10 protein-coding genes are annotated in these 12,519 nt (G+C 75.2%); 5 read left to right on the top strand and 5 right to left on the bottom strand.

What is annotated here, in order from left to right; genetic code table 11:
* The first annotated feature begins 19 nt into the window (after positions 1-19).
* The 5 genes from ACMXGY_RS16080 (at position 20) to ACMXGY_RS16060 (ending at position 5,757) form a co-directional block, all read left to right on the top strand.
* Positions 20-625 carry a 50S ribosomal protein L25/general stress protein Ctc gene (locus ACMXGY_RS16080; protein ID WP_483773987.1) on the top strand — a complete coding sequence of 202 codons (606 nt, stop codon included), beginning with the start codon at positions 20-22 and terminating at the stop codon, positions 623-625.
* Between the two features lie 159 nt (positions 626-784).
* The gene (gene pth, locus ACMXGY_RS16075; protein ID WP_483773986.1) at positions 785-1,387 is read left to right on the top strand and encodes an aminoacyl-tRNA hydrolase; all 603 of its coding nucleotides are present in this window, start codon (positions 785-787) and stop codon (positions 1,385-1,387) included.
* A 112-nt stretch (positions 1,388-1,499) separates the two neighbouring features.
* Positions 1,500-2,669 (top strand): glycosyltransferase, encoded by a 1,170-nt coding sequence (locus tag ACMXGY_RS16070; protein WP_483773985.1) that lies wholly within the window; start codon positions 1,500-1,502, stop codon positions 2,667-2,669.
* Positions 2,666-4,564, top strand: coding sequence for a polysaccharide biosynthesis tyrosine autokinase (locus tag ACMXGY_RS16065; protein ID WP_483773984.1), 1,899 nt, complete (start codon positions 2,666-2,668; stop codon positions 4,562-4,564). The genes ACMXGY_RS16070 and ACMXGY_RS16065 overlap by 4 nt, the downstream gene beginning before the upstream one ends.
* Complete coding sequence (locus tag ACMXGY_RS16060; RefSeq protein WP_483773983.1) at positions 4,561-5,757, top strand: glycosyltransferase; 1,197 nt, start codon at positions 4,561-4,563, stop codon at positions 5,755-5,757. The genes ACMXGY_RS16065 and ACMXGY_RS16060 overlap by 4 nt, the downstream gene beginning before the upstream one ends.
* Here ACMXGY_RS16060 and ACMXGY_RS16055 read toward each other — a convergent pair.
* Genes ACMXGY_RS16055 through ACMXGY_RS16035 form a run of 5 tightly spaced genes read right to left on the bottom strand, consistent with a single transcriptional unit; the run spans position 5,711 to position 12,507 of the window.
* Complete coding sequence (locus ACMXGY_RS16055; RefSeq protein WP_483773982.1) at positions 5,711-6,886, bottom strand: glycosyltransferase; 1,176 nt, start codon at positions 6,884-6,886, stop codon at positions 5,711-5,713. The genes ACMXGY_RS16060 and ACMXGY_RS16055 overlap by 47 nt on opposite strands.
* Positions 6,883-7,914 (bottom strand): glycosyltransferase family 4 protein, encoded by a 1,032-nt coding sequence (locus ACMXGY_RS16050; protein WP_483773981.1) that lies wholly within the window; start codon positions 7,912-7,914, stop codon positions 6,883-6,885. The genes ACMXGY_RS16055 and ACMXGY_RS16050 overlap by 4 nt, the downstream gene beginning before the upstream one ends.
* Positions 7,911-9,083: a glycosyltransferase family 4 protein gene (locus ACMXGY_RS16045; protein WP_483773980.1), complete on the bottom strand. Its 1,173-nt coding sequence runs from the start codon at positions 9,081-9,083 to the stop codon at positions 7,911-7,913. The genes ACMXGY_RS16050 and ACMXGY_RS16045 overlap by 4 nt, the downstream gene beginning before the upstream one ends.
* Positions 9,080-10,489: an O-antigen ligase family protein gene (locus tag ACMXGY_RS16040; RefSeq protein ID WP_483773979.1), complete on the bottom strand. Its 1,410-nt coding sequence runs from the start codon at positions 10,487-10,489 to the stop codon at positions 9,080-9,082. Before ACMXGY_RS16040 ends, ACMXGY_RS16045 begins: the two co-directional genes overlap by 4 nt.
* The gene (locus tag ACMXGY_RS16035) at positions 10,486-12,507 is read right to left on the bottom strand and encodes a glycosyltransferase (RefSeq protein WP_483773978.1); all 2,022 of its coding nucleotides are present in this window, start codon (positions 12,505-12,507) and stop codon (positions 10,486-10,488) included. Before ACMXGY_RS16035 ends, ACMXGY_RS16040 begins: the two co-directional genes overlap by 4 nt.
* Positions 12,508-12,519 lie beyond the last annotated feature (12 nt).

Genomic DNA, 12,519 nt, shown 5'->3' with positions numbered 1-12,519 from the left:
TCTTCCAGGAGTGATCCACGTGTCCGAGATCAAGCTCGTCGCCGAGGCCCGCACCGAGTTCGGCAAGGGTGCCGCCCGCCGCATCCGTCGCGCCGACAAGATCCCCGCCGTCCTCTACGGGCACGGCACCGACCCGCTGCACGTCACCCTCCCGGGTCACGACACGATGATGGCGCTCAAGCACTCGAACGCGCTCTTCTCCATCGAGCTCGAGGGCAAGGCGCAGCTCGCCATCACGAAGGACGTCCAGCGCGACCCGGTCCGCAACGTCATCGAGCACGTCGATCTCCTCATCGTGAAGAAGGGCGAGAAGGTCGCCGTCGACATCCCCGTCGTCGTGACCGGCGAGTCCGCCCCCGGCACGATCCACCTCGTCGACCTGCAGACCCTCGCGGTCGAGGCTGAGGCGACGCACCTGCCCGAGTCGATCGAGGTGTCCATCGAGGGCCTCGAGTCCGGTGCGCAGATCCTCGCCGGCGACGTGACGCTGCCGCAGGGCACGACGCTCACCGCCGACGCCGAGCTCCTCGTCGTCTCCGTGACGGAGCCGCAGGCCGAGGAGCCCTCCGCGGCCGAGGCCGCGGAGGCCGCCACGGAGGCCCCCGCCGAGGCCGCCGCCGAGTGACCCTCCCCGTCGGCGGCTGACGCCGCGACGAACCTTGCGTCGGACGCCCGGTACCGTGACGGTGCCGGGCGTCCGCGCGCCCGCAGCGCCCCGCGCGGGCACCCGCTCGAGACCCGGTCGAGGCCCGGTCGAGACTGACTGGACGAAGGACGAGGCGACATGACCGACCAGCCGTGGCTCGTCGTCGGGCTCGGCAACCCCGGGCCGACGTACGCGGGGAACCGCCACAACGTGGGCCACATGGTCCTCGACGTCCTCGCCGGTCGAGCTGCCGCACGGTTCACGCGGCACGCGCGGGCGCAGGCGGCCGTCGCCGAGGCGCGTCTCGGCATGCTCCCGGGCGGGCGGCCGGGGCCGCGCGTCGTCCTCGCGAAGCCCACGACGTACATGAACGTCTCCGGCGGCCCGGTCTCCGGGCTCGCGAAGTACTACGGGATCGATCCCGACCACGTCGTCGTGGTCCACGACGAGGTCGACATCCCGTACGGCACCGTCAAGCTCAAGATCGGCGGCGGCGACGGCGGCCACAACGGCCTGCGCGACATCACCAAGGCCCTCGGCACCAAGGACTACGTGCGCGTGCGCGCCGGTGTCGGCCGCCCGCCGGGCCGCATGGACACGGCGGACCACGTGCTCAAGGACTTCAAGGGCGCGGAGGCGAAGGAGCTGCCGTTCCTGCTCGACGACGCCGCCGACGCCGTCGAGATGCTGCTCACCGAGGGGCTCCTCGCGGCCCAGGGAAGGTTCCACACCAAGGCCTGACCGACGCTCCGACGCTCCGACGCCCGTTTTCACCCGGGTGACGTCGCTTCGTCCCCCTCCCCACGCGCTCCGGCACACCTACGCTGGACGTCTGCGCTCGCGAGGAGGACCGATGACCCACGGTGTCGCGCTCGCGCACGACTACGCGACCCAGCGAGGTGGTGCCGAGCGGGTAGCGCTGCTGCTGGCAGACGCGTTCCCCGGCTCGCCGATGTACACGAGCCTGTACGACCCCGCGGGGACCTTCCCGGAGTTCGAGGGGCTCGACCTGCGCACGTCCGCGCTCGACCGGGCGGGCGTCCTGCGGCGCCACCACCGCGTGGCGCTCCCGCTCCTCGCCCCGGCGGTGGACCGCCAGCGCGTGGACGCCGACGTGCTCGTCGCGTCCTCGACCGGCTGGGCCCACGGGTACCGCGGCGCGCGGCGCACGGTCGTCTACTGTCACGCCCCGGCGCGCTGGCTCTACCAGCGCGACCGCTACCTCGGGCCCGCCGAGGGTTCGGCGGCGTACCGGGCCCGACGCCGGGCGGCGGCCACGGCGCTCAGCCTCCTCTCCCCGGGCCTGCGCCGGTGGGACGCCGCCGCCGCCGGGCGCGCGGACGTGTACCTCGCGAACTCGACGGTCACGCAGCGCGCGATCCGGGACGCGTATGGCATCGACGCGGAGGTGCTCCCGCCCCCTCCCGCGATGCTGCCGGACGGCGAGGAGCGCGCGGTCCCCGGCGTCGAGCCGGGCTTTCTCCTGTGTGTGGCGCGACTGCTGCCGTACAAGAACGTGGACGTCGTGGTCGCCGCGGCGCAGACGACAGGGCGCGAGCTCGTCGTCGTCGGGGACGGGCCGGACCGTGCCCGGTTGGAGGCGCAGGCCGCCCGTGGCGGCGGGCGTGTGCACCTGCTCGGCCGCGTCGACGACGCGACGCTGCGCTGGGTCTACCGCAACGCATGGGCGCTCGTCGCCGCGTCGTACGAGGACTACGGTCTGTCGCCGCTGGAGGCGGGCGCGTTCGGGCGTCCGAGCGTGGTCCTGCGTGACGGCGGCTACCTCGACACCGTGGTGGACGGCGTCAACGGCGTGTTCTTCGACGCCCCGCACCCCGATCGCGTCGCGGAGGCGATCGAAGTCGCCGCCGGGCGCGCGTGGGATGATGGCGCCGTCACGGCGCACGTCGCGACGTTCGGTCGGGACCGGTTCGTCGCGCGGCTCCACGGCGTCGTCGCCGAGCAGCACCAGGACCGCACGCCGAGCGTGGTACGACCCGGTGGGGGGAGAGCGCAGCGATGACCGTCAGGGAGTTCCTCCGCACGATCTGGGCGGGCAAGTACTACGTGCTCGCCGCGGTCCTCCTCGTCGTCGCCGGTGCGCTCTACTACGTCGACCGTCAGGAGACGATGTACCGCGCGACCGCGACGGTCCAGCTCTACGGCGTGCAGAGCGCGCAGGGCGGAGAGTCGCTCGTCGAGGTGACGGTCTCGACCGACGACGACGACGTCACCTCGCCCGAGGTCGCGGACGCCGCGGCCGCCGAGCTCGGCGAGCCGGAGTCGGCGGACGAGCTCGCCGCCCTGGTCTCCGGCGACGTCGACGGAGAGAGCAAGACGGTGGCGGTCGAGGCCACGACCTCCGACGAGGCACTGTCGGTCGAGGTGGCGAACGCGTTCGCCGACGCCTACGCAGCCCAGCTCCTCATCATCCAGGCCGACCAGGTCGCCGAGCTCGAGAGCCGCCGTCAGGCGCTCGCTGACCAGCTCGCAGGCGTGCGCCAACGGCTGGGGGCCGACCCGGAGGACCCCTTGGCGCTCGCCGAGCAGGACATCATCGTCGGCGACTACTCCGCGCTCACGGTGCAGATCAACTCGCTGCGGGGCATCGCCGTGCCTGGCGAGGTCGTCGCGCCGGCGACCGGGGCCGAGCCTCTCGGGCTCTCGCGGCTGACAGTGCTGGCGCTGGCCCTCCTCGTGGGCCTCGTCGCCGGGATCGGGCTCGCGTTCGCGCGTCGCGGGCTCGACGTTCGCGTGCGCAGCGCCGCCGAGTCCACGCGGATCACCGAGACGCCGGTCCTCGCCGAGCTCTACGGCACGCGCCCGGCGGAGAAGGAGTTCGCGCACACGTACGCGCTGCCCGTCGCGAGCAAGGTGGCGACTCCGTTCACGGAGTCGATCCGCGAGCTGCGCACTGCCGTCCAGGTCTCCACGGCAGGCATGAAGCACGCGGTCGTCGTCGTCACGGCGGCCGACCCGTCGGCGCCCCGGTCGTTCATCACCGCCAACCTCGCGGCGTCGTTCGCCCTGAGCGGCCGCCGCACGGTGGCGCTGTCCGGCGACCTCCGCCGCCCGCAGCTCGACCGCATGCTGCCGCCGCCGGAAGGCTGGCAGGGGCAGGAGCAGGAGCTGCGGCCGACGTCGGTGCCCAACCTGCGGGTCATGCCGGTGCCCGAGGAGGAGATGGACCCGGCCGACTTCCTCGCGACCGCGCGGGCCCGAGGGCTCGTGCAGAGCCTGCGGGACCACGCCGAGGTCGTCGTGGTGGATGCGCCCCCCGTCCTGGCCGCCGCCGACGCGACGATCCTCGGTGGCTACGCCAACGGCGTCGTGCTCATCGCGTCGGCAGGTCGCACCGACCGCGCGGTGCTCGCCGAAGCCGTGGAACGGCTCCGCGTGAGCAACGTCCCGCTCCTCGGCATCGCCCTGACCGGCGTCACGGGCGACCGGCGCATGCTCTACGCCTCGACGTACGGCGACGACGAGGGAGCAGGATCGGCGTCCGCCGACCCGGGTGCTGGGTCGGGGCAGGCGCCGGCCGGCGCCACCGCTCCCACGTCCGGTGCCGCCGAGCCCCTCGACACCGCGCGAGACGGCCGGGCCGAGGGCGCGGAGGTCTCCGAGCCGGGTGGCGAGCAAGCGGTCGGCACCCGCCGCGCGTCCGTCGCAGCGGCGGCGGTGGCGGTCGAGGACTCGTCGGCACACGCCGAGTCGTCCGTCGAGCCGGGTGACGGCACCGGCCCGGGTGCAAGCGGCGCCCCGTCGGCTCCGTCGCACGGCTCGGGCGGCACCGCGCAGGCGGCCGGCAGACGCAACGCCGTCCTCGCGCCGACGTGGAGCAAGGTCGAGCCGGCCGTGCCGGACGAGGCGGAGGACGGACCCGCGGCCGACGCGCGCAAGCGCCCCTTCCACTGGTGACGGGAGGAACGCGGCTCCGCGTCCTCGTCCTCGACCACACGGGCGAGCTCGGCGGCGCCGAGCTCGCGCTCGTGCGCACGTGCGCTGCGCTCGGGCCGGAGATCGACGTCCGGGTCCTGCTCTTCGCCGACGGGCCGCTGCGTGCACGCCTCGAGGCGCTCGCCGTGCGGGTCGACGTCGTCCCGCTCGCGCCGTCCGTCGCGACCGCCGACCGAGAGCGCTCGGGACGCCTCTCGGTCTCCGCTCTCGTGGCGGCGCTGCGCACGGTCCCGTTCCTGTGGCGCCTCGCGCGGCGCGTCCGGCAGCTGCGGCCCGACGTCGTGCACACGACGTCCCTCAAGGCCGACCTGCTGGGGATCGTGCCCGTGGCTCTCGCGCGGCGGCCCCTCGTGTGGCACGTCCACGACCGGATCGCGCCTGACTACCTGCCCCGACCGCTCGTCCGCCTCGTCCGAGGACTCGCACACCGTGCACCGGCTGCGGTGGTCGCGAACTCCCGCGCCACGGCCGCCACTCTCCCGGTCACCACTGCGGTCGCGTACCCCGGTTTCTCCCCGGAGCAGGAATCGGGAGCGGAGGATGCGCTCGCGGCCAGGGCCGAGGTGCCGGACCCCGTGGTCGTCATGGTCGGTCGGATCAGCCCGACCAAGGGCCAGCTCGAGGCGGTGCGCGCCCTCCGCACCGTGGTCGACGCGGTCCCGGCGGCGCGACTGCGCGTCGTCGGTGAGCCGGCGTTCGGTGCCGAGGACTACGCGGCGTCGGTCCGGGCCGAGGTGTCGCGGCTGGGACTCGACGGCCACGTCGACCTGGTCGGTTTCGTGCCCGACCCGCGCGCGGAGCTCGACCGGTCCGCCGTGTGCGTCCACGCGTCGCCCGTGCCCGAGCCGTTCGGACAGGTCGTCGTCGAGGCGATGGTCCGCGGCGTCCCTGTCGTCGCCACGCGGGCGGGCGGCGTCGAGGAGATCCTCGAGAGCCCGGAGGACGGGGCCGCGCCGCTCGGCCTGCTCGTCCCGCCGGGCGACTCCGCCGCGCTGGCCGTCGCCGTGCTCGACGTCCTGGGTGACCCCGGGGCGGCGCGCGAGCGCGCCGCCCGGGCACGCGCCTCCGCACTGCGGAGGTTCCCCGTCGAGCGCACGGCGCGCGTGCTCACCGACGTCTGGAGCGCCGTGTCCGCACGAGCGCCGCGCGCATGAGCGCGGCCTGACCCCGCCACGTCGGCACGTCGGGAGGCTCGGTGCCGAGCGGGAGCGTGCTCGGGCCCGACACGTCGCCGAGCGCGGTGAGCACCGCCGCCGGGAACTCTTCGCCGGCGGCGAGCCGCACCCCCGGCTCGTCCCGGAATCCAGCCACGGGCGTCGACACCACGGGTCGCTCGACGGCCCGGTACTCGTAGAGCTTGATGGGGTCCAGGCTGTCGGTGAACGCGTCGACGACGTGCGGGACGAGCAGGACGTCGGCGTGGCGCAGATAGGCGGGCACGTCGGTCCAGGGACGTGGCCCGAGGAGCACCACCCCGGCGCGTGCGAGGTCCGCGTGCTCGGCGGCAGAGAGATCCACGACCGGGCCGACGAGCACCACGCGGGCTTGGCCGTCCAGCGCGCGGGCCGTGGCGAGCAGCAGCGGCACGTCGAACCGGTCGGGGTGCACCGTCCCGACGTAGAGCGCGACCCTGCCCGGCGGAAGGTCGGTCGGGCGGGCGTAGGCGCCGCGGTAGCGGTCGAGGTCGACGCCGTTCGTCAGGAGCGTCACGTCGCGGAGCGCCCCCTTGCGTGCGACCAGGCCCGAGGAGCACACAGTGACCTCGGCGCACCGGTCCAGCAGCGTCGCCTCGTCGTCGACGAGGCGCGTGTGCTCGGCGGGGGAGCGGTCGGCGGCGAGCCAGTCGTCGGTGATGTCGTAGAGCGCGGGCCAGCCCGTGCGCCGCACGACGGCGGCACCGGACGGGTCGTTGACCCAGAGCACCGGGCGGCGCAGCCCGGCGCGGGCCACGGCACGCTCGACCGACCGGGCGAGGCGGGTGTCCACGTGAGGGTCGACCTTGCGGGGGAGCCACTTGGTCGGCTCGTGGAGGAGCACGCGCCCGGGGGCGATCTCGTCCAGGTCGGGCGCGGCCCGCAGCCCGCGACCGGGGCGGGGGACACCGCGGCGGCTGAACCGGTGCAGGGGGTCGGCCGCCGGCTCGACGAACAGCACCCGGGCTGTCGGGTCGGCGCGGCACAGCTCCGCGACGAGATACTGGTTGCGACGCCACACGTCGTCCCAGCGCTCGAGCGACAGGACGACGACGTCGCCCGTGCTCGCACCACCCGCAGCGGCCGTCACGCGAGCACCGTGCGGTAGACGGCGTCCGTCCCGGCGACCTGTGCCGCAGGCGTGAAGTGCTCGCGCTGGGCGGTGCGGCCGGCGGCGGCGCACGCGTCGCGTCGCGCAGGGTCGGCCGCGAGGGCGGCCAGGGCCCGGCCGGCGGCGCCCGGGTCGGGCGCCGGGTAGAGCGTGAGCGGGTCGATCCCGCCGAGGGTCTCGCGGTGCCCGCCCGCGGCGGAGGCCACGACCGGCAGCCCGCTCGCCATCGCCTCGAGGACGCTCAGTCCGAGCCCTTCCACGGGGCACGGAGCGACGAGCAGGCCGGCGCGACCCAGGAGGGCGTCGACGTCGTCTCTCGTTCCGAGGAACGACGTGGCGTCGTGGATGCCGAGCGACCGGGCGAGGTCCTCGAGCGCCGACCGCTGTGCTCCGTCGCCCGCGACCTCGAGCCGCCAGCCGCGGCGCGCGAGCCCGGACGCCGCGAACGCCTCGAGCGCGAGGTCGGTGCGCTTCTCGGCCTCGAGCCGCTGGACCACGAGCACGACCTCGTCGCGCGCACCGGCGGAGAGCCCGTCCGGGCGGTCGTCCACGCCCGGGTGGACGACCACGCTCTCGCCCTCCACGTGCTCCGCGACGTACCGGCTGATGGCGATCTGCGCGCGGACGGACGACGCGGCGACGACCGCGACGAGCCGTCCCCGGGGCCCGGTGCCGCGTCGTCGGGCGAAGTGGCGCGTCGAGACGACCGGCGGGAACCCGCGCGTCGTGCGGGCCGCCACGGCGGCGGCGACCTCGGCCGCCGTCATGTGCACGTGCACGACGTCCGCCGCCGCGGCGTGCCGGCGCAGCGCCCGCACGACGTCGCCGGTCGAGGCCGCCGGGAGGAGGGGCACCGTCGGGTCGTCCACCGTCGCGGCCATGCCCTCGGGCGCGCCGCCGACGACCGCGACGTCGTGACCCGCCGCCGACTGCGCCCGCGCGAGCCGCGCCACATGCCGCTCGACGCCGGCGAAGCCGTCGGACCGGACGGCGTGGAGGATCCTCACGGGCGGTGCTCCGATCGTGCGGTGGCGAGCGCTGCCGCGAGGTCGAGGTAGCGACGTGCGACGGCGTCCCAGTCGTGCCGCTCGGCGGTGGCACGCGACCGTGCGGAGACCTCGCGGCGCGTGTCGTCGTCCAGGGCGGCGACGGCCGCGAGCCCAGCACGGACCCCCTCGACCGTCCGCTCCACCAGCCACCCGGTGACCCCCTCCTCGACCACGTCAGGCGCGTAGCCCACGGCGGTCGCGACGACCGGGACCCCGCACGCGAGCGCCTCGAGGACGACGAGCGCGTTCGCCTCGTAGGCGCTCGGCAGGGCCAGGGCGTCGGCCGCGTGGAGCCAGGGCCGCGGGTCGGGCACGCGGCCGGCGAGGTGCACGCGTTCGGCCGTCCCGAGGCGGGCGACCCGCGCCCGGACGTCGGCGAGCATGTCGGGCGTCCCGCCGACGACGCTCACGTGGACCTGGGGCAGGTCCGCGGCCGCGGTGAGCACGAGGTCGAGGCCCTTGCGGTCGAACTCGTGGCCGACGAACACCACGTGGACGGCGCCCTCGGGCACGTCCGCCGTGGCACGGGCCGCGGCCCGCTCGGTGGGCATGGGCGGCGCGAAGCGCGCGACGTCCACGCCGTTGCCGATGACGACCGCGCGGGCGCGCAGCCGCGGGTACGTGCTGCGCAGCGCGTCGCGCTCGGACCGCGTGAGGTTGACGACCACGCGGTGCGTGCCGCCGCGGTACCGGACCGCGTCGCGCGCCGCCGTGAAGAGGTGGAGCGGGTTGCGAACCATGCGCCACGCGTAGCGGCCGCGTGCGCGCATCGCGACACGGAGGATGCCGTGGTTGACGTACATGTCGCCCGCGAGGACGTCGTTGTGGCAGATCGAGACCACGGCACCCCCTGATGCACGGAACGCGCGGTGCTCGCGGGCGATCCGGCGTCGTGCCAGGACGCTCCCGACCGTGGAGAACCACACGACCCGAGCGAGGAGCACGAGCCGTCCTCGGACGCCTGGTCCCGGCTCGGGGAGCCAGGTTCCCCGCGCGTCGGCGAGCGTGAAGCGTGCGGTCGCGACCCCGGCGCGCCCGAACGCCTCCTCCAGGTGGTGCGCGACGCCGCCCACGCCGCTGCCCGGGGCGATCTCCGGGGCGATCTGCAGGATCCGCAGGTCGGTCATCGTTCGGCCATCTCCCGCACGGATCGCAGCTCGTCGAGAGGAAGCTCCCGACCGGTCACGTCGCGGGCGTGCTGCCGCGACTCGGCGTAGGACTCGGCGCCCAGGCACACGCCGACGATGACGAAGGGGACGGTCACCTGGACGGACACCCAGAAGAGGTCGAACTGGCCCTGGACGAAGCGCATCATGAGCATCGAGAACGCGAGGGTCCCGAAACGCGGGTTGATCCGCCAGAGCACGGCCATCCCCCCGAGGAACAGCACGAGGAACCCGACGAGCCCGACGATCCCGGCGGACGTGAGCACCTCGAGCTCGACGTTGGGCGGCTGGAAGACGAACTCCGTCACGCCCGCGGTCCACCACCGCAGTCCCATGCCGACCCAGGGGCTGCGCTGCCACACCTCGATCGAGTCGGCGTACCAGGTGAGCCGCTGGTTCGCGGAGTTGAACTCGTTCCCCGACTCGAGCTGTTCCTGCACCGCGAGCACGACGAAGTAGATCGCGGGGATCGCCGCCAGGAGGATGAGCTTGGACCGCTTGCGGTCCGGGTCGCCGCGCAGCGTGATGAGCATGATGCCGAGGGCGAGGCCGATGAGGGCCTGGCGCGCCTGGGCGGCGAGCACGCCGAGCGAGCACAGCCAGAACGCTCCGAGCGAGAACCAGCGCGGCCAGCCGACCCACCAGGGCCGCGCGTAGGCGGTGAGGGCGGCGAACGCGAGCACGCACCCGATGAAGTTCTTGTGCATCGCGAGCGGGGAGTCGATGTACACCGGCCCCGTGTTGCCCGCCGCGAGCTGCTGGAGCGCGACGAGGCACGTCTGCGTCGCGATCGCGAGGCAGGGCAGCAGGAAGAGGGTCAGGCCGAGCCGGGCGCGACCTGAGCGGCCGACGGCCCATCCCAGGACGAGGGCGCCTGCGACGGAGACCCAGGCGTGGAACCACTCGACGACGTTCGCGCTGAAGGGGTTGACGAGCACGGTGAAGAGCGTCGCGACCTGGTAGACGAACGACAGCCAGAGCATCGCCCGCATGGGCCTCGAGAACGGCCGCGGCGAGAAGAAGAGCGCGAACCAGAACGCGCCGAACAGCGCGAAGTCGCTGAGAGAGAGGTCGACCCCGCCCCCGCCGACGCGCTGGACGATCACGAGCGCGGGCATGGCGAGGATCGGCAGGGCCACCGGCTCGTACGCCGTGAGTCCGACGACGAGCACCACGAGCGCACCGCCGACGGCAACCATCTGGAGCTCGGGCACGACGAACCCGAGCACGGCGAGGAGCGCGACGACGACGGCGCCGCCCGCGCCCCAGGCGGCGACGGTCCGGCTGCGCGCGACGATCGTGCCGGGGGCACGCGGCGCGCGGTAGAGGACGGGCCCGCGGCGCAGGAGCGGCGCGCGCTGGGTCACAGCGCCGACTCCGCGCGCACGGGCCCTGCGAGGTAGAGCCGGAGCCGCCGACGCGCCGACTCGCGCCCGTCCCCGCGCAGCGCGAGAGCGCGAGCCGCCGCGCCGACCACGGCCCCGGCGCGCGCGAGCGCCCAGCCGGCGCGGCCGTGGTGCTTGCGCTGGTATCGCTCCTGCGACGCGTGGAAGTGCGTCTCCCGACGGGTCGGGTCGCTGCTCGTCGCGCCGCCGAGGTGCAGGGCCAGCGCCTCGGGCACGACGGCGTGCCGCCACCCGGACCGCACGGCGCGGTACGCCCAGTCGGTCTCCTCCGCGTAGAGGAAGAAGCGTTCGTCGAAGCCCCCGACGTCGTCCACCGCGGCGGCGTTGAGCAGCAGCACCGAGCCGATGACGAACGAGCGCTCCGCCGGGGTCCGACGCAGCCGCGCGAGCCCGACCGCCTCGACCCACGTGCCCGCCGGGGACGGGAACGGCCAGACCACGCGTGCCCGGACGCCGTCGTCGTCGACCTGCTCCGGCCCCACGCTCGCGATCCCCGGGGCGGCGTGGAGCGCGCGGTGGAGGGTCTGGACGTCCTCAGGCGTCACGACGGCGTCCGGGTTGAGCAGCAGGACGTCGGCGCCAGGCACCTGACGGTGGGCGAGCGCGTGGTTGACCCCCGCCGCGAACCCGCCGTTGCGGCCGGGGTCGAGGTAGCGTCCGCCCGCGAGCTCGGTGATCTCCCGGATCTCGGGCAGGGACGAGTTGTCGACGACCGTGATCGGGAGCTTCCCGGCGAGCGGGGCGAGCGCGTCGCGCACCATCGCGGGCGCACCGTAGGCGACGACGACGACCTCGGGCGGCACGGCCGCGGAGGGGTCGCCCCCGTCGGTCGCCTGCGCGCGCGCAGGGCCGGGACCGTCGCCGGTCGCGGTGAGGTAGAGCTCCTCGTAGCGGCGCGCGACCTCGGCCCACGAGCAGGCCGCCGCGCGCTCGGTGCTCGCGACGCGCAGCCGGTCTGCCAGGCCGTCCTCGTCGCGGACGCGCGCGAGCGCGGCGCGCAGGGCCGCGGGGTCCTCGGGGGCCACGAGCAGGCCCGCGCCGCCGACGACGTCGGGCAGCGCGCCCGTGCGGCTCGCCACGACCGGGATGCCGCACGCCATGGCCTCGACCGCGACCCGCCCGAACTGCTCGACCCAGCCGGGGGTCTCGCGCGACGGGACGGCGAGCGCGCCGAGGGAGCGGTAGAACGCGACGAGGTCGTCGCCCGCGAGCGCGCCGACGAACCGGACCCGGGCCCCGAGCGGGCGCGCCGCCTCCTCGAGCGCCTCGCGGTCCGGGCCGTCGCCCGCGACGACGAGGTCGAGCCGGTCGTCGCCCGCGACCGCCGCGAGGAGCACGTCGACGCCCTTGTGGCCCGCCAGCCGCCCCGCGTACCCCACGCGGAGGCGGGCCGCACCGTGCTCCGGGCGTGCGACGTCCGGCGCGGGGTCGGGAGCGGGAGCGAAGACCGCGGGGTCGACGCCCAGCGGGACCGTCTCGACGCGCCCCCGGGCGCCCTTGGCGCGCACGATCCTGCCGGCCTCGTCGTTGCAGACCGACACGGCCGCGGCGCCGCGCAGCGCGCGCGCCTCGAACCACCGGAACGGCCACGGGTAGCGCTTGTCGAGGTTCTGCGCCGAGTAGAGGAGGTACGGCGGGGCGGGCCGACGCGACACGACCGCGCGCAGCCGGCGCAGCAGGAGGACCTCCGCCGTCGCGAGCGCGAAGGGCTCCTCGTGCACGTCCAGCACGTCCCACTCCTGCCCGAGCGCGCGCCACAGGAGGACCGGGTCGTAGACGAAGAGCGCCGGGTGCGACCCGAGCGTCCGCACGCCCCGCACCGGCTCGCCCGGGCGGGGCACGAGGCGGACGGTCGCGCCGCCCTCGTCCCACGCGCGCGCCGAGAGCAGCCGGACGTCGACCCCCCGCGCGCGCAGCTCACGCTCGCGCTCGCGCCAGGCGTCGACCACGGCGCTGTGCGAGACGCGGAGGACCCTCATGTGGAAGATTGT

The sequence above is a fragment of the Cellulosimicrobium sp. G4 BAM 1002 genome, assembly GCF_057126935.1.
This window is presented reverse-complemented; position numbering and strand designations above follow the sequence as displayed.